The sequence below is a fragment of the Kitasatospora sp. NPDC059973 genome (genome assembly GCF_042737525.1).
Lineage (GTDB): Bacteria > Actinomycetota > Actinomycetes > Streptomycetales > Streptomycetaceae > Kitasatospora.
The window spans coordinates 15,664-38,276 of record NZ_JBHWUI010000029.1; the positions used below are offsets into that span (position 1 = coordinate 15,664).

The following is a 22,613-nucleotide window of genomic DNA, read 5'->3' on the forward strand; positions in this document are numbered from 1 at the left end:
GGGGCCGCGTACCCCCCCCCCCCCAACACCGCGCAATTCACCGCGCCCCCCCACTTGACCCCCGCGGCCGCCTGGTCTACGGGGGGGGGGGTCTGGCCCCCCCCCCCCACCCCCCACTCCGCAGCCGGGATCGCCCTACCGCATCCGAGGCGCCCACCTCCCGTAGCTGAATGCTCGCCAGTGACTGCCAGGCTGCAGACCTTGATTCTTAGTCCGAGACGGGAATACCGGCCTGGTCAGCGTGAACAGTTGGTCCCACTCTCCCTAACTTCGTATCCAAGGGCTCGCGTGAGCCCATCTGAGGGGGCGACAGCATGACCCAGACCCCGAACCTGACGCGACTGACGGGCACGTTCAACGGGCCCAACTGCGATGACGACGACTGCCCGAACGTCTATGCCACCGATCGTGGCACCTTCGTGGTCCAAGGCGATCACTTCGAAGCCCTCCGCGTGCCGGTTGAGGAGTCCGCAGTGGAGATTCCCCGAAGCGTCCTTGAGGAGGCTGTCCGTGCTCTTGGATGGTGACCAGTGGCGCCAACACTTCGACGGGTATCGCCAGGATGCGTTCCGGCTGGAGGCCCAGCCGGCGTACACCATGCCGCGCGAGGCCGAGAACCTCGCGCGGTTCCTGCGCGGCGAACCGAAGCCGGCCGAGCACAACGCGGCCTGGCACCGACGGGTCCAGGGCTTCGTCATCAGCGGCAGGACGATCGGCCGGGTCCGGGTGGTGCGGGAGCCGTTGACCGACTACCAGCGGTACCAGTTCACCTGGGGGATCCCCGGCAACATCGCGGCCGGCGAGGACATCCGCATCCTCGACGCCACCGAGCAGGACTTCGGGATCCCGGACCAGGACTGGTGGATGTTCGACGAGTCCTCGGTCATCCACCTGAACTTCCGCCCGGACGGAACGCAGCTCAACCGCGAGCTGGTCGATGAACGAAGCGGAGAATGCAGAGAGTTGAGGCGGCTGGCGATCTCGAACTCGGTGCCGTTCCTCGAATATGCAAACGACCACACATGACGCCCGATCCCGATCAGCTCGGCTGATCGGGATCGGATCAGGATGCTCGCGGCCCTTCCCCTGCGAGGGGGCGGAATGGGAAGTCGGATCCACCGACTTCCTACTCCGAGTCGGCTTGTTCTCCGGGCTGAGGCCTTCGCCGATGAGGGTGGGACCTATGAAGTCCACAGCGTGGTGGCTCACCCGTGTGCGGAACTACCGTGCTACGGGACGTAGGATCGCTCAGGTGCATGTACTCACCCGGCCGTTGTCCGACTACCTGCGGTACGAATTCGCAGCCTACGCCTACAACGTCGAAGCCGGGGAGGACATCAGGATCCTCGATCTGACCGGCAAGGAGAATCCTGGTCTCCCGGACGGCACGCAGATCGGCCGAGAGCTTCTGGAAAGCCCTGACATCGACCAGTTCCGGCACTGGCGGGATCTCGCCATGTCGCTGTCGGTTCCCTTCACGGAGTACAACGCGGGGTGACCCGGAGCTGGGACCTGTCGGTGGGAATGGGGTGGATCGGCTGGAGGCGCCCCCTCGCTCGGGTCGAGCGAGGGGGCGCTGTCCGGTCAGGTCGTGAGGTGGTCGAACTCGCCGGCCTTGACGCCCTGGACGAACTTGGCGAACTTCAGGGGCGTGGTACGGACGATGATCTCGCCGCTGTCGGACTCACGGAGTTCGACCATGCCGTCGACGGTGCGCACCTCCATGCAGTTATCACTAGAGCTGCTGAACGAAGACTTCTGCCATTGATTCTGGGACATCTTTAGTCCTTCAAGCTTCGCGCTGTACGTTGGATCAGATCTCGCGATTCTTCACAAGTGAGAGCCGCCCTCTCGATGCGGTCAAAAGTGCTGCGATATGATTCGAGTTCATCTGGGGCATCGAAGAACATGGGGCCTCGCGAGGACTCCATTTCAACTGTATCGAGTTCGGAAACCGCTCCGAAGCTGTAGAGGATGCTCTCGATCGGGCCTGGGTGGGTGTGCACGCCGAAGGGGACCACACGGACACTCACGTTGGCCCTGGCAGAGTCATCGACCACGCAAAAGAGTTGCTCTCGCAGCACATCGGTGCCGCCGAAGCGCGTGAGCAGGCTGGACTCGTGGACGTACACCTCCAGCTTCTTACCAGGACTCTGAAGGAAGGTGTCTCGCCGCTTTCTGCGAAAGGAGGTGCGCAGCTCGATCTCATGAGGTGTGAGGCCAGGAATCTTCCGAGTGAACATACCTTGCGCATACTCACTGGTCTGCAGGAGTCCTGGAAGGAATACGGACGTCCAAACCTTGACGGTCCCTGCAGCGAAGTCTTCGTGTTCTGCAGATTCAAGGAAGGCACTGGGGATCAGGCCGCGATACTCCTCCCACCAACCCTTCCCTCGTGAGGCAATGATTTCGGCAAGCGCGCCGATGAGCGGCTGATTGGTGTAGTTACAGGCTGCCGTGATCGTGTGGAGCCGATCAACGTTGACGCTGGTCTTCCCGCTCTCCATCTGCGTCACCTGGGTGGGACTCACGCCGAGTACACGAGCAAGCTGACTGCCGCCGAGGCCCGCCTGTTCGCGCATCCGTCGCAGCTCGGCACCCAAACGGCGTTGGCGGAGAGTCGGGTTGGGGCGACCGGGCATGACGTCCTCTCGGCGTTTCGTGAGACCAGTGTGCCGTGTGACCCGCGCGCAGAGTCAACCGATCACACGGGAGGGGGAACTTCCTCGCGAACTACCAAAATTTAGGTTCCTGTGCGCTACGGTCGTCTCACATCGATCCGATGGATCGTCAGTAACGCCTGTTCCCAGGGCAGTAGGCGCCTGCTGCCCGCGCACCGCAGAGCAGCCGTACGCGGCACTCCCAGTCCCGTTCCGGCCTGGCTCACGGCGACGTATCCGCCGGTTCCGCCCCACCCCACTCCACTCCGCCTCTCTTCGGAGGTCCCTCATGTGTGCCTTCACCCTGCCCGAACCGCCCGACTGGTCCGCCGCCCGCGAGGAGCTGCGCGAGGCCCTCGACCTCGCCGGCTGGCCCGACGACCTCATCCACGACGCCGAACTCGCCCTCTGCGAGCTCTACATCAACGCCTGGCGCCACGGCGGCAGCCCCGCCCCGCTCGTCGTCGTCCTCCTGCGCGACCACACCCTGCGCGTCTCCGTCGCCGACGACAACCCCCACCTCCCCGAACCCCGCACCCCCGCCGACCCCTACGCCCTCTCCGGCCGGGGCCTGCACCTCGTCCGCTCCCTCACCCACCGCTTCGGCACCGACCCCCGCAAGCACGGCAAGCGCGTCTGGTTCGAACTGGACGCCGCCGCGTGAGCACCACCCGCCGCACCCCGATCGCGCCCGACGACCCCCGCATGCGCGACTACACCCACGCCCAGATCACCACCCTCCTCGGCGAACTCCACACCCGAGGCGCCAGGTTCGGCATCCAGTGGGGCTCTGCCACCACCGTGGGCGGCACCGTCGACGGCCGCATCCTCGTCGACTTCGGCAACGCCCCCGTGGCCACCCTCCTCAACCTCCTCCACCTGCTCCGCGACACCGAGAGGAACGAGCCGTGGGAGTCCTGATCCCCCTCGTCACCGAAGCGATCCACACCGAACGCACCACCGTCGCCTACCTCAGCGTCGAACACGCCCCCGACGCCACCGTCCAGCTCCGCCTCGCCGTCGACCTCGACATCCACACCGGCCCCGGCGAACACCTCGCCCTCCCCCTCACCCACGACCAGGCCCACGAACTCCTCCACGACCTCGCCGCCCACCTCGGCCACCGCGTCCTGGGAATCCGCCGATGAGAACCGGCACCGCCGACTTCCTCATCGGCGCCGCCCTCCTCACCCTCCTCGCCCTCGCCCTCACCACCGTCACCCTCGGCGTCATCACCGCCCTCAAGGTCAACGACGACCAGCACACCCTCGCGCCGAAACCCATCACCCCCCACGGCCGCTGGGAACTGCGCACCCGCCCCGACGGCACCACCGAATACGCCTGGATCGCCCGCCAGGCCGGCCACTACGGCCCCGAAATCCGACAGCAACCCCCCACCCCCGGCCGACACCGCATACCCACCTAGCAGCGGCAAAGCGAAGGCCCCCGCCCACCCGGGCAGGGGCCTCGCCGCCACCGCACGGAAATTCCCGGTGCGGCGAGCCGGTTCGGACCTATCCTGCCCGCCGTGACCGACTGGAGCAGGATCGAAGCCACCGACTGTGCCGTACCCGCCGACCGGCCACTGGAGGAGCTGGTCCGCGAACTCTCCGGCGCCCTGGCGGACCCCGATCCGGACGTCCGGGACGGAGCGCCGTACGCCGTCCTCGCGACCTGGATCGAGCGCGGGGTGATCGACGGGCCCCGGCGGCTGGCGCTGGGGGACGAGATGGCCGCCCGCTTCCTCGACCCGCAGATCCAGGCCCGCACCTTCGCCCCCCTCGTCCTCGACATGCTGGTGGAGAAGGGGGACTTCGAGGCCGGCTGGGTGGACGCGTTCGAGCGGTGGTACCCGGCGGAGACGGACCTGCGCGGCCATGACGAGAAGCTCGGCTGGCTCCACGCCGTCGCGCACGGCGCGGACCTGCTGGACCGGTTCGGCCGACACCCCGAGGTGGATCCGGTGCGGATGCTTCACCTCGCCGCCGCGCGGCTGACGGCGCCCACCGACCACGTGTTCGACCAGCTGGAGGACGACCGGCTGGCGCGGGCGGTCGCCCGGGTGCTCACCCGGCCCGATCTGAGCGAGTCCGACGCGACCACGTGGCTGGACCCGGTCGCCGCCCGCTTCGGGGCCGACCGCCTCAGTACCCCGGTGCCCGCCCACCTCAGCAACTGCCTGCGCACGCTGCGCCTGCTCTACGTCCTCGCGGACCGCGGCGTGCGGGCACCGAACACCGATGCCGCACCGGAGGCCCTCCCCCACGGGGCGGCGGTCAAGGAACGCCTCGCCGCCGTCCTCGACCGGATCGTCAAGCGGTAGGCGCGGGAGCACACGCCCCGGGCGGTGGCCGGCCCGGCCGCCACGGCCCCGATATCCGCCATCGAAGCGACCCCACCCCGGCCGGCACCGCACATCCGCCCGAGCCGGCACGTTGAGGCCCTCGTCGCCCACCGGGCGAGAGCCTCTCCGGTCTTCGACCGCAGTGATCGCCGGTACTCCACGCCCGTCACCGGCCCGCGCGAAAGGTTCCGAAAATAACTCCGAACCCACCTGCAACCACCGGCCGGGATGCGCGTCTATACGGATGAAGGCACGGAGAGCGAGACCGGCGAGGCCGGGGGGCGCTACCGCTGACAGCGGGGCCGGTCGTCTTCACACACCGTCAGCACCATGACCCTGGGGAAACACGTCATGCGCAAGTCCGTTATGCCCTCTTTCGCGAAGAATGTCACCGCCACCTCGGGCCGCCGCCGGCTCGCCGCCGTCGCCGCCACCGTCGTCCTCGCCGGCTCCGTCCAGCTGATGACCGCCGAGGCCTCCTGGGCCTGCGGCTCGGGAAACACGGCCGCCGCCGAGGCCAAGCCGGTCACCCCCGCCTCCGCCCACCAGGGCACCCTCGGCGCCGGGTTCTTCATGACCCCCGACGGCCAGAGCATCACCGCCGGCGGAGCCAAGGCCGAGATCGGCCTTGAGGTCGGCAACTTCACCGGCGCCCCCTACGAGAACGTCGCCCCCGTCATCGCGATCTACAACCCGGAAGGCTCCAACCGGCTGGAGGACTTCACCGTCGAGGCCGCCAGCGAGCACAGCGGTTGGAAGAAGCTCACCCTCCGCCACGGCTGCGACCCCACGATCATCGCCGACACCAGCTCGCTCAAGACGAAGCAGCTCACCGACGGCCACGCCACCCACTTCGCCTTCCGCGTCTCCGTCTCGGCGAACGCCGCCGCAGACCTGAAGAGCTTCCAGGTCTACCTCGGTGGCAAGGCCGACGGCTACCCCATCGAGCAGAGTGGTTCCCACACCTACAAGGTGCTCCGCACCCCCGCCCCAGCCAAGCCGGCGACCACCGCGAAGCCGGCCGCCAAGCCCACGACCAGCGCCAAGCCGACCGCCAAGCCCGCCGCCCCGAAGTCGGCCGCCCCCGTCGCGCCCGTCGAGGACAAGACCCAGACCCCCGCCACCCCCAAGGCCACGCCGACCGCCTCCGCCACCACCGGCCCCGCCACCACCGCCCCCGCCACCACCGCCCCGGCCGGCACCCCCGAGCTCGCCCAGACCGGCGCCGGCACCCCCAACGGCTTCCTCGCCGCTGCCTCCGCCGCCTTCGTCGCGCTCGGCGCGGGCGTCCTGATCGCCGTGCGCCGGCTGCGTCCCCAGCGCTGACCGGCCCACGGAGCACCAGAGGGGCCCTGCCCCCGCACGGCGGTGCGGAGGCAGGGCCCCTCGTCGTTCCCGGGTGACGACGGGCTCAGTCCTCGACCGGCTCCCGGTCCGCCGAGGCCCGACCCGACACCCACCCCGACGCCCACCCCGAGGCCGCCGCACTGGCCGCCAGCAACCGCAGACCGGCCTCCGATGACGAGCCGGGCACCGCGCTGAAGAGCAGCATCCGGTGCCCGGACGCCTCCGGCAGCGGCAGCGCCTCGAAGTCCAGCGTCAAGTCCCCGACCACCGGGTGGTGGAACTCCTTGGTGCCGAACAGGCAGTCGTGCACCGGGTGGCGCGACCAGAGCGCCGCGAACTCCGCGCTCTTCATCGACAGCTCGCCGATCACCTCGGCCAGTTGCCGGTCCTCCTGGTGCCGCCCGGCGGCCAGCCGCAGGAAGGCGACCTGGGCCCGGGCCTCGGTCTCCCAGCCCGGGTAGAGCTCCCGGGTCCGCGGGTCGAGGAAGAGCAGCCGGGAGAGGTTGGGGCGCGCCGCCGGCGAGTCCGGCGCCGCCGCGTCCAGGTGCCCGGCCAGCAGTGCGTGGCCGAGCGGGTTCCAGGCCAGCACCTCGTTGCGCAGGCCGACCACCACCGCCGGGACGTCGGCCATCGCCGCGATCAGCCGGCCCACCGCCGGCCGGACCCGCTCGAAGCGCTCGGCCGGGCGGCCCTTCGCCGGCCGGCCCGGGCGGGCCAGGTTGCGCAGGTGGGCGTGCTCGTCGCCGTCGAGGCGCAGTGCCCGGGCGATGGCGTCCAGCACCTCGTCGGAGACGTTGCGGCTCTGCCCCTGCTCCAGCCGCGTGTAGTAGGTGATGCTGACGCCCGCCAGCTGGGACAGCTCCTCGCGCCGCAGCCCGGGCACCCGGCGCCGGCTGCCGTACGTGGTCAGCCCGACGTCCTCGGGTCGCAGCCGGGCGCGGCGGGTGCGCAGGAACTCGCCCAGCTCGCTCGGCTTCTCCGCCCCCGCCGACGACGCCAGGGAGGCCGACGACGCCGAGGAGAGGGCCGGCGACGGCCTCTCCGCCGACCGGGGCTGCTGCGCTGACGGTGTCTCGGGTGCGGTCATGCCTCCAGTGAACACCGCCGGGCGGCGCCGAGCCTGTCCCTGCCAGTGCCACCCTCCGCGGGGGTCTGGGTACCCCCGGCGCGGCCCAGCAGGCTGCTGCCGTACCCGGAACACCCCGTCGAGCGAAAGGCAGCGGAGCGATGACCGCCACCCTGTCCGAAGCACCAGCCCTCCCCCGCACACCAGCCGGTATGACCGGCCGGCAGCGACTCGTCCTGGTCGTGCTGCTGGCCGCCCAGTTCATGCTGGCCGTGGACTTCTCGATCCTGAACGTCGCCCTGCCGGTGATCGGCCAGGGTCTCGGCTTCGGACTCGGCAGCCTGCAGTGGATCGCCACCGCCTTCGCCCTGAGCGCGGCGGGCTTCACCCTGCTGTTCGGACGGGTCGCCGACCTCTTCGGGCGGCGCCGGGTGTTCCTGATCGGCCTGGCCGTGCTCGGCGTCTCCTCGCTGGTCGGCGGGCTGGCCACCACCCCGGAGCTGCTGCTGGCCGCCCGGGTGGCGCAGGGCCTGGCCACCGCCGCCGTCACGCCGGCCGGGCTGGCGCTGCTCACCACCGCCTTCCCGGAGGGCCCGCTGCGCGAGCGGGCGCTGGGCCTGAACGGCGCGCTGATGTCGGCCGGCTTCACCTCGGGCGCGGTGCTCGGCGGGCTGCTCACCGACCTGCTGAGCTGGCGCTGGGCGTTCTTCGTCAACGTGCCGGTGGCCCTGGCCGTCCTGCTGGTGGCGCCCCGGCTGATCGCGGAGAGCCGGCCGGCCGGGAAGGTCCGGATGGACTTCCCGGGGGCGGTCACCGTCACCGGCGGCCTGCTCGCCCTGGTCCACGGACTGACGGCGGCCGGTGAGCACGGCTGGGGCGACCCGCTCGCGCTCGGCTCGCTGGGGCTGGGCGCGGCGCTGCTGGTGGCGTTCTGGTTCGTCGAGCGGACCGCCGCCTCGCCCCTCGTGCCGGTCCGGGTGCTGCGGCGGCGCACGGTGGTCTGGGGCAACGCGGCCGGCCTGCTGGCCTTCGCCACCGAGACCTCGCTGGTCTTCCTGCTGACCCTCTACCTCCAGCGGGTGCTGGGCTTCTCCGCGCTGGCCACCGGCCTGGCCTTCGGGGTCCTGGGTGCCGGCACCGTGCTCGGCGGTGTGGTCGCGCCGCGGCTGATCGGGCGGCTCGGCAGCCGGGGCGCGCTGCTCGCGGGATTCCTGGTGCAGGCCGCCGCGACCGCCGCGCTGCTCCTGCTCGGCGCCGACCGGGCCTGGCTCGGCCTGCTGCTGGCGGCGACCTTCGTCGGCGGGGTCGGCAACATGCTGGCGATCGTCGGCTTCATGGTGACGGCCACCTCGGGCCTGCCGGACGAGGAGCAGGGGCTGGCCACCGGGGTCGCCACCATGACCCAGCAGGTCGGCATCACCCTGGGCACCCCGGTGATGAGCGCGGTCGCCACCGCGGCCGCCGCGGGGACCACCGTGCTCACCGGGGTCACCTGGGCGATCGCCGTGAACACCGCGCTGGTGCTACTCGCCGCCCTCGCCTCGGCGCTCTTCCTGCGGCGGGGATGAGTGCCCCGCCCGACCGGCGGAGTGGGAAGTCGGACCCGCCGACTCCCCACTCCGCCACTGCCGTCGGACGACGGCGTCACGACCTGCTTCACCCGGCCCGCCTCGACGATCTCGGAGATCTCGCCGGCGGAGTCCAGCACGAGCTCGACCGCGCTCCCGAGCACTGCCCGGCACCGACTCGGGACCGCACCCGGCAGCACCCGGCCAGCACCAGGACAGCACCCGGACAGGACGACGCAGGGGCGCACCGCCGAGCGGTGCGCCCCTGGTGAAGCCGGTGTCCGTACGAGGTCAGCCGTCGATCGTCTTGCGGAACGCCTCGGCCACCGTGAGGAAGATCGAGTTGCCCTCGACCTCGCCGATCGAGATCCGGACGCCCTCCGGGAACGGACGGACGATCACGCCGGCGTCGGCGCAGGCCGCCGCGAACTCCTGGGAGCGCTCGCCGAGCGCCAGCCAGACGAAGTTGGCCTGCGAGTCCGGGATCTCCCAGCCCTGGGCGCGCAGCCCGGCGACCACCCGGGTGCGCTCCTCGACCAGTGCGTCGACCCGGACCATCAGGGCCTCCTCGGCCCGCAGCGAGGCGACGGCCGCGTTCTGCGCGAGCTGGGTGACGCCGAACGGCACCGCCGTCTTGCGCAGCGCGTTCGCCACCGGCTCGTGCGCGATCGCGAAGCCGACCCGCATGCCCGCCAGGCCGTACGCCTTGGAGAAGGTCCGCAGCACGCAGACATTGGGGCGGTCGCGGTAGAGGTCGATGCCGTTGGGGACGTCGGCGTCGCGGATGAACTCGATGTACGCCTCGTCGACGACCACCAGGATGTCGGCGGGCACCGCGTCCAGGAAGCGCTCCAGCTCGGCGCGGTGGATCACGTTGCCGGTGGGGTTGTTCGGGTTGCAGACGAAGATCAGCCGGGTGCGGTCGGTGACCGCGGCCAGCATCGCGTCCAGGTCGTGGTCGCCGCCCGCGGTGAGCGCCACCGGGACGGGGGTCGCGCCGGCGACCTGGGTGATGATCGGGTAGGCCTCGAAGGAGCGCCAGGCGAAGATCACCTCGTCGCCCGGGCCGGCCGTGGCGAGGATCAGCGACTGGGCGACGCCGACCGAGCCGGTGCCGGTGGCGATGTGCTCGGCCGGGACGTCGAAGCGCCGGGCCAGCTCGGCGGTCAGCTCGGTGACCGCCATGTCCGGGTACCGGTTGAGCGAGCCGGCCGCCGCGACCGCCGCTTCGAGCACGCCGGGCAGCGGCTCGTACGGGTTCTCGTTGGAGGACAGCTTGTAGGCGTCGGCGCCGGCGGGCTTGCCGGGCTTGTAGGTGGGGATGCCGTCCAGGCTCGACCTCAGCCGAGGCCCCTGCGCTGCCGTTCCACTCACGGTCCTTCTCCTTCTCTCTCCGTCGGGCCCACTGCGTCGGGCCCGCTGGTGCGTCCGCTCCCGCGCCGGACGGGATCGCCGCCGTGCCCGGGATCTCGCAACGCACCGGACCACCCCGGTCGGGTGCCCTGAACGATACCGACCGCGGCTCACCCGTAGGAGTGAGATGCCCGGTCGGGTTACTGGCGCAGATCAGCCATTCTGCAGGGTTCCTTTGGCACATGTCAGAGGTAAGACGGCTGGTTTCGTGCGGGTATCGAAGGGGCGCACACGGGCTCACTCTTGGAGAAACGTATCTCCAAGGACCCCCGATGCGCCGGTCACAGACCCTTGTCAGGAGCCATACGATCGGTCCGCCATGACAGCAGCAGCCAACCAGAGCGGTCGGCGACCCACCACCTCGCGGCGTCTGGAGCGGGCCGGCATCCGGGATGTGGCAGCAGCCGCAGGAGTGTCGATCACCACCGTCTCCGACGCGCTCAACGGTAAGGGCCGCCTGCCCGACGAGACCAGAAGCCGGGTGCGCGAAGTCGCCGAGCGCCTCGGCTACCGCCCCTCGGCCGCCGCCCGAACCCTGCGCACCGGGCGCTCCGGCCTGATCGGACTGACCGTCACCACCTACGGCGAAGAGCCGTTCACCTTCACCGAGTTCGCCTACTTCGCCGAGATGGCCCGCGCCGCCACCAGCGCCGCGCTCGGCCGCGGCTACGCCCTGGTGGTGCTGCCCGCCTCCTCCCGGCACGACGTCTGGGGCAACATCGCCCTGGACGGCACCGTGGTGATCGACCCGCCCGACCAGGACCCCCTGGTCAGCGAGCTGTACCGGTCCGGCGTCCCGGTGGTCAGCGACGGCAAGCCGGGCAACTGCCCGGTCACCGCCTGGGTCGACAACGACCACGAGGCCGCCGTGCTCGGCATCCTCGACCACCTCTCCGAGGCCGGCGCCCGCCGGATCGGCCTGCTCACCGGCACCAGCACCGACACCTACACCCGGCTCTCCACCGAGGCCTACCTCGGCTGGTGCGCCAAGGTCGGCCAGGAGCCGGTCTACGAGACCTACCCGGCGCACGACCCGGCCGCGGGGGCCGTCGCCGCCGACCGGCTGCTGGCCCGCCCGGACCGGCCCGACGCCGTCTACGGGCTCTTCGACCCGAACGGCACCGACCTGCTCGCCGCCGCCCGGCGGTACGGCCTGCGGGTGCCGGACGACCTGCTGCTGGTCTGCTGCAGCGAGAGCGATGTGTACGCGACCACCGAACCGCCGATCACCACGCTCTCGCTCAAGCCCCGGCGGATCGGGACGACGGTGGTCAACCTGCTCATCGACGCCATCGAGGGGGTGGACTCCGGGACGGGCGTCGACATCGCCCGGCTCTTCCCGCCCCGCTTCCGCACCGCCGGGACGGGGCCGCCGCCCGGCACGCTGATGCCCACCGAGCTGATCGTCCGCGCGTCCTCCCAACGGCGGAGTCCGCGCACCACCGTCAGCCCGCCGCGCCCGCCGGGCGAGGTGTAGGGGCCGACGGTGGTGCGCGGACCGGCCCGGGCGGTCAGGCAGCCCGCCCGAGCCGGTGCCCGGGCCGGTGCGTGGGCCGAGCACCGGTGCGGCGGCCGGTCCCGGGCTCCTGGCTCGGCATGATCCTGTCACGGACCGGCACGCATCGCCACGGACGGCCGCAGGTGATCATCTTGCGGTCTAGACCATACCTAGCCAGGACAAAACGGACCTGACGGACCGCCCGGCTGACGCTCCGGAGGATTGGATACCCACCAGGTGACGACGCCGGGAGAGTGGTCTTCCTATGATGGGCGAATGACACCCGAGGACCGCTTCCCCGGGCCTGAACACCCCGACTCAGGCCCCCGCCACCAGCCGGACCTCGACGTGCTGCCCTTCGGCACCTACTACGAACCCGAGCCGACCGGGTACGCCGAGGCGGCCTACGAGTCGGAGACCTACAGCGGCTACGGCGGCGCCCGGTACCTCGAACAGCACTGGCCGGCCGCCGGACACCCGCACGACGTCGGGCACCCGCACGCCGCGCAGACCGAGCACGGCGGGTACGAGCCGACCCTGCCGGACCGGCCCTCGCCCGCGCACCAGAACGACGACCCGCCGACCATCGAGCTCGGCCCCCCGCTGCCCGAGCCCGGCCTGCCCTACCACCCGTACCCCGCGCCCGCCCCGAACGAGCCGCCCGGCCCGCTCTACGTGGTCGGCGACGTGCACGGCTACCTCGACGAGCTGCTCGCCGAACTGCGCCACCAGGGCCTGATCGACGCCGAGGGCCACTGGGCCGCCGGGCGCTCGCGGATCTGGTTCCTCGGCGACTTCACCGACCGCGGCCCCGACGGCATCGGCGTCATCGACCTGGTCATGCAGCTCGCCGCCGAGGCCGCCGCCGCGGGCGGCTACTGCCGGGCCCTGATGGGCAATCACGAACTGCTCTTCCTGGGCGCCGCCCGGTACGGCGACGAACCCGTCCAGTCCACCGCCGGGACGGCCTCCTTCCTGGCCGCCTGGCGGCTCAACGGCGGCCAGCAGCACGACCTGGACCGCCTGGAGACGCACCACATCAGCTGGCTCTCCCGGCTGCCCGCCATCGCGCTGGAGGAGGGCCACCTGCTGCTGCACTCCGACACCACCGCGTACCTGGAGTACGGCGACTCCATCGCCGAGGTCAACGACGCCGTCCACCACCTGCTCGCGGACGAGGGCGTCGACGAGTGGTGGGACTGCTTCCGCCGGTTCACCAAGCGCTTCGCGTTCCGCGGCGACGGCGGCCCGACGGCCGCCCACGAGCTGCTCGACACCTACGGCGGCGCGCGGATCGTGCACGGCCACAGCCCCATCCCGTACCTGACCGGCGCGGTGCACGCCGACGACGGCGCGCCGCCGCACATCCCGGGCCCGTACGTCTACGCCGACGAGCTCGCCGTGGCCATGGACGGCGGGGTCACCATGGAGGGGCGACTGCTCGTCGCACGGCTGCCGATCTGACCCCCCGGCCGCCCCACCGACCCCAGGGCGAACACCCGTTCCCGGCGCCCGGGCCGTAGCGCACGCGCGGCCCGGGGCGCGAAATTCCGGAAACTTACTGTCTGCGCGGCCGTGACCACCCCTACCATCGAGGGCACACCACACCCGGCCGCCCGTGTGACGGCCCGTCTCCCTACCCGTCTCCGTGCACCGCGACGGAGCGAACGGGGTTGGCATGAACGGGGTCCCCATGAACAACGCCCCGCACCTGCTCGCCGAGGACCGCCCTGACTACGAGCGCCTCCTCGACGAAGCACTGCGTGACGGCACCGTCCTCACCGCCCTGCGCACGCCCGGCGCACTCACCGCCGACCAGTTGCGCATCAAGGCCCTGCGCGCCGCCGACAGCGTCGCGGCCGCGGCGGCCACCGAGTACACGCACTACCTCCGGCTCCGCGACAGCCTGCGGGAGACACCACCGCCCGCCCGGAGCGGCGAGCCCAGCGCGCCCGGCCTGCTCACCCAGCTGCGCTCCGCCAACGGCGGCGCCGGGCTCTTCCCGGTGCTCACCGTGCTCACCCCGATCCTGGCCTGGGCCGCCGCACTCGTCCTGCTGCTGATCGGCTACACCCTGCGGGCCGCCGACCCCGAGCTGCGGCTGGCCCGCTCGCTGCTGACCGCCGGCTGGCTGGCGCTGGCGGCCGGCGTGGTCGCGATGGCGGTGGGCATCGTCGGGCTGATCCTCACCGCCCTGCGGGACGGCGCCGGCACCCCGACGCCCCCCGGCACCGACCCGGACCTCGCCGCCGAACTCGCCGACGCCCGGCGCGACTGGCAGCGCGCGCTGCGCGAGCGGGCGCTGCTGCCCTACCTGCACACCGCCCTGCGCGCCGACCCCACGACGGCGCCGGGCATACCGGGACCGGGCGCCGAACCCGACACCGCCCGCCCGGACACCGCCCGCCCGGACTTCAGCAGCCCCGGCTACAGCGGTCCGGGCTTCACCAGCCCCGGTGCCGAGGGGCTCACCGACCCGCAGGGCCGGGAGCCGCGCACGGCCTCCTTCAGCACCCCGGACTTCACCGGCCCCGGCTACACCGGGCCGGGCTTCACGGGGCCGGACGAGGTCTGACCCCGGGGGACGGGCGGGCCGGCCCACTCGGCGTCAGTTCGCCGGCGCGGTCACGGGACCGGCACCGCCGTCCGCCCCCGCGTCCGCCCCCGCGCCGGCGTCCGCCCCCGCGCCGGCGTCCGTCGCGGCGCGGACGAACGCGCGGACCCGCTCGGTGGTGTTGCTCTCCAACCAGACCAGCCCGCGCTCGATCGGCGACGCGTCGCGGATCGGCACGTAGGCGACGTCCGGGCGGGGGTAGTACCGCCGGGAGTGCTCGCCCACCGGCAGGACGCCCCGGCCCATCGCCACCAGCGAGAGCATCTCCGAGAAGGTGTTGCCGACCGGCCCCTTGGGCACCGGCAGACCGGCCGGCGTGCGGTCCGGGGTCCGGTCCCGCTTGAACTCGACCGAGGTGACCGCCGGGTACTGCACCACCGGGTACTCGGCGAGGACTTCGAGCGAGACCGACTCCGCCCCGGCCAGCGGGTGCCCGGCGGCCACCGCCAGGACCCGCCGCTCCTCCATCAGCGCCGGCCCGCGGGCCATCCCGTCGAACGGGAAGGCCGCGATGAGGAGGTCGACGGAGCCGTCCAGCAGGCTGGCCCGGGAGTTGAACAGCTGCACCTCCCGGACGTCCACCCGGCAGCCCGGGTGGCGCTCGGTGAACAGCCGCACGGCCCTGAGCAGCACCGGCGCGGTCCACTCGCCGAGGAAGGCGACCCGCAGCTCCCCGGTCACCCCGCGCCCGGCGTCGACGGCGCGGCGCACCGACGCGTCGATCCCGGCGGCCAGCGGCGCCAGGTCCCCGGCCAGCCGCTGCCCGATCGCGGTGAGCCGCACGGTCCGGCTGGTGCGCTCGAACAGCCGGGCGCCGATCCGCCGCTCCAGCTTCCCGATCACCTGGCTGATCCGGCCGGTGCTGACTCCCAGGCGCTCGGCGGTCCGCCCGAAGTGGAGCTCCTCGGCGAGCGTCAGCAGCGCCTCGATCTCGTGGCGCTCCCACACGGCCGGCTCCCATCGTTTACTTCCGGTGAACGATCCTGGACCGATCGAGCGTTGATCCCCCGCCCGGGGCGGTCCGATCATGGAAGCACGTCAACCCGCCCGCCCCACCCCGGGAGTCCCCAGTGAGCGCCGTCCGCGTCAAGGCCTTCGACCACCTCGTCCTCAACGTCCGGGACGTCGAGCGCTCGCTGGACTTCTACGCCGGCCTGCTCGGTCTGGCCCCCGTCCGCGTCGACGAGTGGCGGGCCGGCAAGGTCTCGTTCCCCTCCGTGCGGGTCAGCCCGGAGACCATCATCGACCTGACCGCCCGCGAGCGCGGCGGCTCCAACGTCGACCACATCTGCCTCACCGTCGACCCCCTGGACTGGCAGGAGGTCATCGACTCCGGCGTGTTCACCGTCCTCGAAGGCCCCGTCCCCCGCTACGGCGCCCGCGGCAGCGCCACCTCGGTCTACGTGCAGGACCCGGACGGCAACACCGTCGAACTCCGCTGGTACCCCGAGGACGCTTCCTGAGCGCCGGACCCGGCCCACGAACAGGCCGAGGACACGCCGGTACAGGGGTCCGGCGTGCCCTCGGCCGACATCCGGCGGGGGTGCCGGGGCCGATGGCGGCCCCGGCCGTGCCGCCTTACACGTTCGGGTAGACGAAGTCGATGTCGGACTGCCCGGTGTACGCGCGGCTGAGCAGGAAGCGGGCCTCGGACGGCCGGTACACGCCGTAGGTGGTGCGGCCGGTGCCGCTCCAGTCGCCCACGATCGGCAGGTCGCCGGGCGCGCCGAAGCCGGCGGTGGAGACGCTGCCGTCGTCGTGCCGCAGCGCGAAGACACCGAGGCCCTTCAGGCCCTCGGCCGGCCGGTAGATCCCCAGCTGGGTGTGGCCGACGCCGTCCCAGTCGCCCACCACGGGCAGGTCGCCGGCGTCGCCGAAGACGGCGCTGCTGAAGCTGCCGTCGTCGTGCCGCACGATGAACGCCCCGGTGCTCGGACGGTAGACGGCCAGCTGCGCGTGACCGTTGCCGTCCCAGCGGCCCGGGACCGGGACGTCGCCCGGGTCGCCCATCGGCACGGCGGTGACGCTGCCGTCCTGGTGTCGCAGGCCGAAGGTGCTCGAACCCGGCCGGTAGATGCCCGCCTGGTCGTGCCCGGTGCCGTCCCAGTCGCCCGCGACCGGCGTGTCACCGGCCTGGCCGAGGTAGATCCGCTCGCCCTGGCCGGTCGGCGCGTTGGTGGTCAGCGGGGTCAGCGCGCCGTTGCGGTAGAACGCCACCGTGGCGGGCTGCCCGGTGGTCCAGCGGCCGGCGATCGGAGTGGCCACGGAGACCGGGTACGTGATCGAGGCCGAGCGGCCGTGGTCGTCCGTCACCGTGTGGGTGACGGTGTACGTGCCGGGCTTCGCGTAGGAGTGGCGCGCGGTGGTGGCGCTCCCCACCACCGGCGCGGTGCCGTCACCGAAGTCGAAGCTCCGGGTGGCCACCGGCCACGGGCTGACCGTCGCGGTGCCGTCGGCCAGCACCTCCTGGCCGCCCGTGTTGTAGGGCGACAGCGCGAGGGCGGGCCGGACCGGGCCGGGAGCGGCGACCGTGACCCGGCTGGACGTGGTCTTCGTCAGGCCCAGGCCGTCGGTCGCCGTCAGCGTGACGGTGTAGGTCCCCGGGGCGTAGTCGTGCCGCGCCGGGAAGGTGACCGGGCCGACCGGGGCGCTGCCGTCGCCGAAGTCCAGCGTGGCGGTCGCGGGGGACCAGGGCGAATCGACCCGGCCGTTGATCACGGCGGTCAGCGGCTGGCCGGCCGGCGGGGCCGACGGGACGCTCAGCGACACGGCCAGCGGGTCCTGCGCCTCGACCGCGCCCCGGTCGTAGTAGCCGACACCCGTCCCGGTGTCGGCGACCAGCGGATTGTCGGCCCGCGGCCTGCCGCGCCCGTCGGTGGTGAGCGTGCCGGGCGCGGTGGCGTCGGCCGAGTCGACGGCGGGGGAGTCGGGCCGCAGCAGGTCCGCGCGGGAGGCGGACAGGTCGTGCGCGCCCTGGCCGGAGGCCTGCTGGAACTGCGCGACCGTGGTGTACGTCCGGCCCGCCCAGCTGTACGGCGTCCGCGTCAGCGTGGTGACGAGGTTGTAGTCCGCCTTGGTCCCCGCGGTCGAGCCGGCGGACACCGAGAGGTCCTCGTGTCCGGTGGACGCGCAGCCGCCCCAGCTCGGACGGCCGTTCTCGTCCCCGTCCAGCACGTTGTTCTCGATCGTCGCGCCCGTGGACGCCCCGGCCAGCTCGACCAGCGGCCCGCAGGAGGCCTGGACGGTGTTGCCGGTGACCACCGCGTCCGGAGCGTCGGTGATCCGCACCCCGACGCCCGAGTTGGAGCTGAGGTAGTTGGTCGTCAGGACCGCGTGCCGCACTCCGGCGTCGACCTGGACGCCACCCGCGTGCGAGGCGCTGATGTCGTTGCGGCTCAGGGTGACGTCGCTGCTCGCACCGGTGATCCGCGCGCTCGGGTACCCGGTGTCGACCGTGCTGTCCCAGCCGGAGCTGTAGACGACCAGGTCGTCGAGGCTGACCCGGCTGGAGTCGGTGACCAGGACGGCCTCCCGGCCGGAGCGCCCGAAGAGGTGCCGGACCACGATGTCGTGGACGCCGGTGAGGGCGACGACGTTGCTGAGGCCCCCGTACTCCCCGAGGACCGTCCCCCGGCCCGCCGGGTCCTCGGTGTAGGGCGTCCCGACGAAGGTGATCGGCGCCGTCGGCGTCCCGGAGCGGGTGAGCGCGATCGGCTCGTTGTAGTCGCCGCCCGCGATGTGCACGGTCTGCCCCGGCCGGACGGCGTCCGTCGCGGCACCGATGGTGCAGAAGGGCGTGCCCTGGCCCCCCGCGGTGGGCGCGGAGTCGGAGCAGGACGCGGACTTGTTGTCCACGTACAGGTCGGTGGCGTCGGCGCTCGCGGTGGCGACCGAGGTGATCGCCCCGGTGACCGACAGGACCAGAACGACTGCAGCCGGAATACGTGCTCTTCGCACGGTGGTTCCCCCATGATTCACGCGATGGCGCCAGAACGGCGGAGCACACGTTCGTGTGATCAACATGCTGCTGTCAAGTGCATTCCGCCCCGACGGCGAGCCCGGGCACCGCGATCCCGGTGCGGTCGCCCGGACGCGGAAGCGCACGGTCCGCGACTCCCCCTTCGGGTCACGGAACGGTGCGCGGTCGGTGGGCTCAGTCCGCCGGCGGGAGGTACACCCGGTTGCCGTGCTCGGCGAACTCCTCGGACTTGGCCCGCATGCCGGCCAGGGCCTCGGCGTCGTAGTCCGAGGCCACGGCGGAGGAGCCGTCGCCGTGCTCGGCGCGGATCTGCTGGGAGATCTTCATCGAGCAGAACTTCGGGCCGCACATCGAGCAGAAGTGGGCCGTCTCGGGGGCTCGGCGGGCAGCGTCTCGTCGTGGAACTCACGGGCCGTCTCCGGGTCGAGGGCCAGGTTGAACTGGCCCTCCCAGCGGGTCTCGAAGCGGGCGTCGGAGAGCGCGTCGTCCCAGACCTGGGAGCCGGGGTGGCCCTTGGCCAGGTCGGCGGCGTGGGCGGCGATCTCGTCCCGGTCGGGCAGGCCCAGGTTGAGTGGCTCCTCCGCCCGCGTGTGGTTCCCCGCCGCGCCCCACGTGTGCGAGGCGTCCTGGGCCCCTTCCCGAGACTGCTCCGGACCCCGCCGGGCCGGGCCCGACCGGAGTAACCTGGGCTTCATCCAGGGCCTTCCGCATCCGGTCCCCGTTCCGGCTTCGTTCTGGGTGCAGGACAGCGCCGGGCGGCGCAGAACCGCCCGGAGGCGGGTCGGGTCGACGTCATGACCACCCAGTACGCACAGTCCGCGAGCCACGGCCTCACGGTGTCGGACGCGATGGAGCCCTACGAGTACCAGATCGCCGACGACATCACCGTCGACCGGGCCAACGAGATCTTCCGCGGTGCCCGCGTCGCCTACCTGCTGGTCCGCGACCACAACGGCCGCTGCGAGGGGCTGGTGACGCGAGCCGGTCTCGATTCGTTCCGGACCCGCTCCTGGTACGCCGAGCGGACCGCGCTGCGCGACACCGCGCACCAGCGGGGCCCGTTCGCCTGGCCCGGGATGGCCCTCGGCCTGGCGGCGCTGACGATGAGGATCAAGTCCCTCGCGATCTGGCCGGTCATCGACGATGACGGCTACCTCCTCGGCATCCTCACCGCCGACCGCGTGGCCGGCCTGACGGCCCCCCACCCCGTCGGCTGACCGTCCGGACGGGTCGGCGCGGCGCGGTCACCCCGGCGGGCGTACCCTCCGGCCCCGCCCCGCCGACCTCCGGAGTGACGGCCGCTCAGAGCCCGAGGATCTCGCGGATGAGGCCGAGTTTGCGCTCCGGGGAGAGGCCCCGGGGGCGGTCGGCGAGCAGACCGTTCAGGACGGTGGGGACGTCGAACCCGTCGGGGGCCTGGATCGCGTCGATGACCTGGCACCGCAGACCGTCGTCCCGCAGAAACACCCACAGCTCGTGCTCCTTGCGCGGTTCGGCGTTCTCCCTCGGCGACAGCCGCCAGGCCGGGAACCAGCCGAGACCCTCCGCCGCGAGGCTCTCGGCCACTTCGTCCAGCACGTACTTGCCGAGCCTGCGGTATCCGAGTTCCTCGCGCAGCTCTCCGAGCGTGACTCGGAGCAGGCCGCCGGCGAGGCGGCAACGTTCGGCCACGGTACCGGCGTCGCCCTCGGTCGCCGCGAGCAGCCCGCCCTGCCGATTCATTGGGTCGTTCATATGCAGGCCAACGACTCGATCCCCCGAGCGATACGTCATTTCACCACCCTGGGCGCGGCCAAGAGGAAAAACGGTACTGCTAAGGCGTGGAAGCCACGCAGGGGAGGATTACGACGGCATTTGGGTCCACCGGCCCCACGCGGGGACGACGTCGGACTCCGTGAGCGTAGCCGGATCCGGAGGAACCGACCGGAGCTGAAGCCACGGCTCTGTACGCGGCGTTGAGTACGTAGGCAAACGACTCGCCGGGCAGAGGTGAAGATACCCCGACGGCGCCATCACTTCACCCTTTTGCATCTTTATTATTCTTTCCTTCTCATGTTGTTGTTGCACGGTGTACTGAGTTGGTGACGGTGCATCACCATCCCTGGCGAACTGTCGCTCTGCGGCCCTCCCGGGGTGACGCCCGTGGCGCCCCGGCGCACGTACGAGGGCTTGTGGGCCGACCAGAACTCACCATCAGCGCTCCGAAACACCTCTTTCCGGGTGACGGAGCTCAACAACGACAAGAAGGGTCCCGTCCCATGGCAGTCGATGCCATTCCGCCCGCCCCACCCGACAGCGGGCGCCGACGCTCCCGCCTCACGGGGGCGCTCGTCCTGCTCTCCGGACTCACGTTGCTGGCGACAGCAGGTCTGGTCGCGAGCCCCGCGCACGCCGCCACGGCACCGGTGACGCTGGGGACCGACACCAGCTACGCGATCCTGGCCGCCTCAACCGTCACCAACACCGGCCCCAGCGTGATCAACGGAGACCTGGGCCTCAGCCCGGGCACCAGCGTGACGGGCTTTCCGCCCGGGATCGTGAACGGCGTCCAGCACGTCAACGACGCCCAGGCCGCACAGGCCCAGTCCGACCTGGTCATCGCCTACAACGACGCCGCGGGCCGGGCCCCCACCGCCAGCCTGACCTCTCCGGGCGACATCGGCGGACTGACGCTGACGCCCGGCGTCTACAAGGCCACGTCGTCGCTCAACCTCACCGGGACCGTCACCCTCGACGCCCTGGGCGACCCCAGTGCCGTCTTCATCTTCCAGATCGCCTCCACCCTGATCACGGCGCCGTCGAGCGTCGTCAGCCTGGTCAACGGGGCGCAGCCCTGCAACGTGTTCTGGCAGGTGGGCAGCTCCGCCACCATCGACGTCAGCTCCTTCTTCAAGGGCAACATCCTCGCCATGACGTCCATCACCGTGAACCATGCCTCGGTGATCGAAGGCCGTGCCCTGGCCCGCACGGGGGCCGTCACGCTGGACGACAACACCATCACGAGGGCGGCCTGCACCGTCGGCCCGCCCGGACCGAGCGGTCCTGCCGGTCCGAGCGGTCCTGCTGGTCCGAGCGGTCCTGCCGGTCCGAGCGGTCCTGCCGGTCCGAGCGGACCCACCGGTCCGACTGGACCCGCCGGTCCGGCCGGCTCGCCCGGTGCGCCCGGCCCCGACGGCGCTCCCGGCGTACCCGGCGCCCCTGGTGCACCTGGTTCGCCCGGCCCCAACGGCGCTCCCGGCGTACCCGGCGCCCCTGGTGCGCCTGGTGCCCCCGGCCCCAACGGCGCCCCAGGAGCTCCCGGTGCACCTGGTGCCCCCGGCCCCAACGGCGCCCCAGGAGCTCCCGGTGCACCTGGTTCGCCCGGCCCCAACGGCGCTCCCGGCGTACCCGGCGCCCCTGGTGCACCTGGTGCCCCCGGCCCCAACGGCGCCCCAGGAGCTCCCGGTGCACCTGGTGCTCCGGGTGCCAATGGTTCACCCGGTGCCAACGGACTCCCCGGCGCGAACGGCTCACCCGGAGCCAACGGCTCACCCGGCGCGAACGGCTCACCCGGAGCCAACGGCTCACCCGGCGCACCCGGTTCTCCCGGCCCCGCAGGACCGGCAGGACCCGCAGGCCCGACAGGCCCGGCAGGACCGGCAGGACCGGCAGGGCCGTCCCAGTCTCCAAGCGGCCACGGCGGTCACGGCGGGCCGGGGCACGGCGACCAGGGTCACGGTGGTCATGAGCAAGGTCATCACGGGAACGACCACGGCCATCACGGCAACGTGCCGGGCGGCTCCGTGCAGGTCGGCAACGGTCAGGGCGGCAACGCACCGGGCGCTCCCGTGCAGGGCGGTCCCGTGCAGCACCCGGATGAGTCGGGGCCGGCACTCGCCGCCACCGGCTCGGGTGGATCGATCGGCCTCCTGGTCGGCTCGACGGCCGCCCTCACCCTGGGCGGTGCACTCGTCATCCTGGTGAGGCGAAGCGGACGAGCCGCGGCCCGCCGACGGCACTGACCCCGACGAAACCCGGCAAACCCCGCGGATCTCGCGGCGACGGCGGACGACCCGGCCGGCGCCGATCGTGGCCCCCCCGGGACGTCCGACGACATCCGACGACGTGAAAGCGCACCGGCCCGC

Annotated in this window: 23 protein-coding genes and 1 pseudogene; 16 read left to right on the plus strand and 8 right to left on the minus strand. The window is 72.2% G+C overall.

Going from position 1 to position 22,613, the window contains the following annotated elements:
- Window positions 1-314: 314 nt before the first annotated feature.
- From ACFWA9_RS10995 to ACFWA9_RS11005, 3 genes are all read left to right on the plus strand, one after another.
- Entirely contained in the window at window positions 315-527 is a 213-nt protein-coding gene (locus tag ACFWA9_RS10995) for a hypothetical protein (RefSeq protein WP_380385570.1), read from the plus strand.
- A complete protein-coding gene (locus ACFWA9_RS11000; RefSeq protein WP_380385573.1) occupies window positions 511-1,026 on the plus strand; it encodes a DUF6879 family protein in 516 nt (171 codons plus the stop codon). Before ACFWA9_RS10995 ends, ACFWA9_RS11000 begins: the two co-directional genes overlap by 17 nt.
- Before the next feature lie 157 nt (window positions 1,027-1,183).
- Window positions 1,184-1,498 carry a DUF6879 family protein gene (locus ACFWA9_RS11005; protein WP_380385576.1) on the plus strand — a complete coding sequence of 105 codons (315 nt, stop codon included), beginning with the start codon at window positions 1,184-1,186 and terminating at the stop codon, window positions 1,496-1,498.
- Between the two features lie 86 nt (window positions 1,499-1,584).
- On the opposite strand, the gene ACFWA9_RS11010 is transcribed toward ACFWA9_RS11005, so the two are convergent.
- Together ACFWA9_RS11010 and ACFWA9_RS11015 are read right to left on the minus strand one after the other, a co-directional pair.
- A complete protein-coding gene (locus ACFWA9_RS11010; protein ID WP_352298593.1) occupies window positions 1,585-1,779 on the minus strand; it encodes a DUF397 domain-containing protein in 195 nt (64 codons plus the stop codon).
- 2 nt (window positions 1,780-1,781) lie between these two features.
- Window positions 1,782-2,642, minus strand: coding sequence for a helix-turn-helix domain-containing protein (locus ACFWA9_RS11015; protein WP_380385579.1), 861 nt, complete (start codon window positions 2,640-2,642; stop codon window positions 1,782-1,784).
- Window positions 2,643-2,949: 307 nt separating this feature from the next.
- On the opposite strand from ACFWA9_RS11015, the gene ACFWA9_RS11020 reads away from it, so the two are divergent.
- From ACFWA9_RS11020 to ACFWA9_RS11045, 6 genes are all read left to right on the plus strand, one after another.
- Window positions 2,950-3,324 carry an ATP-binding protein gene (locus tag ACFWA9_RS11020; RefSeq protein WP_359834087.1) on the plus strand — a complete coding sequence of 125 codons (375 nt, stop codon included), beginning with the start codon at window positions 2,950-2,952 and terminating at the stop codon, window positions 3,322-3,324.
- Window positions 3,321-3,581 (plus strand): hypothetical protein, encoded by a 261-nt coding sequence (locus ACFWA9_RS11025; RefSeq protein WP_380385582.1) that lies wholly within the window; start codon window positions 3,321-3,323, stop codon window positions 3,579-3,581. Before ACFWA9_RS11020 ends, ACFWA9_RS11025 begins: the two co-directional genes overlap by 4 nt.
- Window positions 3,569-3,808, plus strand: coding sequence for a hypothetical protein (locus tag ACFWA9_RS11030; protein WP_329488882.1), 240 nt, complete (start codon window positions 3,569-3,571; stop codon window positions 3,806-3,808). Before ACFWA9_RS11025 ends, ACFWA9_RS11030 begins: the two co-directional genes overlap by 13 nt.
- Window positions 3,805-4,086, plus strand: coding sequence for a hypothetical protein (locus tag ACFWA9_RS11035; protein WP_380385585.1), 282 nt, complete (start codon window positions 3,805-3,807; stop codon window positions 4,084-4,086). Before ACFWA9_RS11030 ends, ACFWA9_RS11035 begins: the two co-directional genes overlap by 4 nt.
- A 102-nt stretch (window positions 4,087-4,188) precedes the next feature.
- Window positions 4,189-4,983: a DUF2785 domain-containing protein gene (locus tag ACFWA9_RS11040; RefSeq protein WP_380385588.1), complete on the plus strand. Its 795-nt coding sequence runs from the start codon at window positions 4,189-4,191 to the stop codon at window positions 4,981-4,983.
- 372 nt (window positions 4,984-5,355) lie between these two features.
- Window positions 5,356-6,330 (plus strand): hypothetical protein, encoded by a 975-nt coding sequence (locus tag ACFWA9_RS11045; protein ID WP_380385591.1) that lies wholly within the window; start codon window positions 5,356-5,358, stop codon window positions 6,328-6,330.
- An 85-nt stretch (window positions 6,331-6,415) separates the two neighbouring features.
- On the opposite strand, the gene ACFWA9_RS11050 is transcribed toward ACFWA9_RS11045, so the two are convergent.
- Window positions 6,416-7,438: a helix-turn-helix transcriptional regulator gene (locus ACFWA9_RS11050; protein ID WP_380385594.1), complete on the minus strand. Its 1,023-nt coding sequence runs from the start codon at window positions 7,436-7,438 to the stop codon at window positions 6,416-6,418.
- Window positions 7,439-7,578: 140 nt separating this feature from the next.
- Between ACFWA9_RS11050 and ACFWA9_RS11055 the strand changes: the two genes are divergently transcribed.
- A complete protein-coding gene (locus tag ACFWA9_RS11055; protein ID WP_380385596.1) occupies window positions 7,579-8,985 on the plus strand; it encodes an MFS transporter in 1,407 nt (468 codons plus the stop codon).
- 291 nt (window positions 8,986-9,276) lie between these two features.
- On the opposite strand, the gene hisC is transcribed toward ACFWA9_RS11055, so the two are convergent.
- Window positions 9,277-10,359: a histidinol-phosphate transaminase gene (gene hisC / locus ACFWA9_RS11060; protein ID WP_352295028.1), complete on the minus strand. Its 1,083-nt coding sequence runs from the start codon at window positions 10,357-10,359 to the stop codon at window positions 9,277-9,279.
- Between the two features lie 358 nt (window positions 10,360-10,717).
- Between hisC and ACFWA9_RS11065 the strand changes: the two genes are divergently transcribed.
- The 3 genes from ACFWA9_RS11065 to ACFWA9_RS11075 all read left to right on the plus strand — a co-directional run bounded on the left by ACFWA9_RS11065 (window position 10,718) and on the right by ACFWA9_RS11075 (window position 14,471).
- On the plus strand, window positions 10,718-11,875 hold the full coding sequence (locus ACFWA9_RS11065; RefSeq protein WP_078879728.1) for a LacI family DNA-binding transcriptional regulator: 1,158 nt from the start codon (window positions 10,718-10,720) through the stop codon (window positions 11,873-11,875).
- A 297-nt stretch (window positions 11,876-12,172) separates the two neighbouring features.
- Entirely contained in the window at window positions 12,173-13,360 is a 1,188-nt protein-coding gene (locus ACFWA9_RS11070; protein WP_380385601.1) for a metallophosphoesterase, read from the plus strand.
- 214 nt (window positions 13,361-13,574) lie between these two features.
- On the plus strand, window positions 13,575-14,471 hold the full coding sequence (locus ACFWA9_RS11075) for a hypothetical protein (RefSeq protein ID WP_380385604.1): 897 nt from the start codon (window positions 13,575-13,577) through the stop codon (window positions 14,469-14,471).
- A gap of 33 nt (window positions 14,472-14,504) precedes the next feature.
- On the opposite strand, the gene ACFWA9_RS11080 is transcribed toward ACFWA9_RS11075, so the two are convergent.
- Window positions 14,505-15,458, minus strand: coding sequence for a LysR family transcriptional regulator (locus tag ACFWA9_RS11080; RefSeq protein ID WP_380385607.1), 954 nt, complete (start codon window positions 15,456-15,458; stop codon window positions 14,505-14,507).
- A gap of 122 nt (window positions 15,459-15,580) precedes the next feature.
- On the opposite strand from ACFWA9_RS11080, the gene ACFWA9_RS11085 reads away from it, so the two are divergent.
- Window positions 15,581-15,973, plus strand: coding sequence for a VOC family protein (locus tag ACFWA9_RS11085; RefSeq protein WP_352295022.1), 393 nt, complete (start codon window positions 15,581-15,583; stop codon window positions 15,971-15,973).
- A gap of 115 nt (window positions 15,974-16,088) precedes the next feature.
- Here the strand turns inward: ACFWA9_RS11085 and ACFWA9_RS11090 are convergent, their stop codons facing one another.
- Window positions 16,089-18,467: a PKD domain-containing protein gene (locus tag ACFWA9_RS11090; RefSeq protein ID WP_380385610.1), complete on the minus strand. Its 2,379-nt coding sequence runs from the start codon at window positions 18,465-18,467 to the stop codon at window positions 16,089-16,091.
- Window positions 18,468-18,663: 196 nt separating this feature from the next.
- Window positions 18,664-19,245 (minus strand): annotated as a pseudogene (locus tag ACFWA9_RS11095) (phosphomethylpyrimidine synthase ThiC); the annotation flags it as partial.
- Between the two features lie 38 nt (window positions 19,246-19,283).
- Here ACFWA9_RS11095 and ACFWA9_RS11100 point away from each other — a divergent pair.
- Window positions 19,284-19,706: a CBS domain-containing protein gene (locus ACFWA9_RS11100; RefSeq protein WP_380385613.1), complete on the plus strand. Its 423-nt coding sequence runs from the start codon at window positions 19,284-19,286 to the stop codon at window positions 19,704-19,706.
- Window positions 19,707-19,791: 85 nt separating this feature from the next.
- On the opposite strand, the gene ACFWA9_RS11105 is transcribed toward ACFWA9_RS11100, so the two are convergent.
- Window positions 19,792-20,211: a hypothetical protein gene (locus ACFWA9_RS11105; RefSeq protein WP_380385616.1), complete on the minus strand. Its 420-nt coding sequence runs from the start codon at window positions 20,209-20,211 to the stop codon at window positions 19,792-19,794.
- A gap of 536 nt (window positions 20,212-20,747) precedes the next feature.
- Here ACFWA9_RS11105 and ACFWA9_RS11110 point away from each other — a divergent pair.
- Window positions 20,748-22,490, plus strand: coding sequence for an ice-binding family protein (locus ACFWA9_RS11110; protein ID WP_380385619.1), 1,743 nt, complete (start codon window positions 20,748-20,750; stop codon window positions 22,488-22,490).
- The last annotated feature ends 123 nt before the right edge of the window (window positions 22,491-22,613 follow it).

Bases quoted from the DNA above. Each gene is read 5' to 3' on its own strand.
- ACFWA9_RS10995 (WP_380385570.1), top strand. From the start codon at position 315: ATGACCCAGACCCCGAACCTGACGCGACTGACGGGCACGTTCAACGGG.
- ACFWA9_RS11005 (WP_380385576.1), top strand. From the start codon at position 1,184: ATGAAGTCCACAGCGTGGTGGCTCACCCGTGTGCGGAACTACCGTGCT.
- ACFWA9_RS11010 (WP_352298593.1), bottom strand. From the start codon at position 1,779: ATGTCCCAGAATCAATGGCAGAAGTCTTCGTTCAGCAGCTCTAGTGAT.
- ACFWA9_RS11015 (WP_380385579.1), bottom strand. From the start codon at position 2,642: ATGCCCGGTCGCCCCAACCCGACTCTCCGCCAACGCCGTTTGGGTGCC.
- ACFWA9_RS11020 (WP_359834087.1), top strand. From the start codon at position 2,950: ATGTGTGCCTTCACCCTGCCCGAACCGCCCGACTGGTCCGCCGCCCGC.
- ACFWA9_RS11035 (WP_380385585.1), top strand. From the start codon at position 3,805: ATGAGAACCGGCACCGCCGACTTCCTCATCGGCGCCGCCCTCCTCACC.
- ACFWA9_RS11045 (WP_380385591.1), top strand. From the start codon at position 5,356: ATGCGCAAGTCCGTTATGCCCTCTTTCGCGAAGAATGTCACCGCCACC.
- ACFWA9_RS11050 (WP_380385594.1), bottom strand. From the start codon at position 7,438: ATGACCGCACCCGAGACACCGTCAGCGCAGCAGCCCCGGTCGGCGGAG.
- ACFWA9_RS11055 (WP_380385596.1), top strand. From the start codon at position 7,579: ATGACCGCCACCCTGTCCGAAGCACCAGCCCTCCCCCGCACACCAGCC.
- ACFWA9_RS11065 (WP_078879728.1), top strand. From the start codon at position 10,718: ATGACAGCAGCAGCCAACCAGAGCGGTCGGCGACCCACCACCTCGCGG.
- ACFWA9_RS11070 (WP_380385601.1), top strand. From the start codon at position 12,173: ATGACACCCGAGGACCGCTTCCCCGGGCCTGAACACCCCGACTCAGGC.
- ACFWA9_RS11075 (WP_380385604.1), top strand. From the start codon at position 13,575: ATGAACGGGGTCCCCATGAACAACGCCCCGCACCTGCTCGCCGAGGAC.
- ACFWA9_RS11100 (WP_380385613.1), top strand. From the start codon at position 19,284: ATGACCACCCAGTACGCACAGTCCGCGAGCCACGGCCTCACGGTGTCG.
- ACFWA9_RS11105 (WP_380385616.1), bottom strand. From the start codon at position 20,211: ATGAATCGGCAGGGCGGGCTGCTCGCGGCGACCGAGGGCGACGCCGGT.
- ACFWA9_RS11110 (WP_380385619.1), top strand. From the start codon at position 20,748: ATGGCAGTCGATGCCATTCCGCCCGCCCCACCCGACAGCGGGCGCCGA.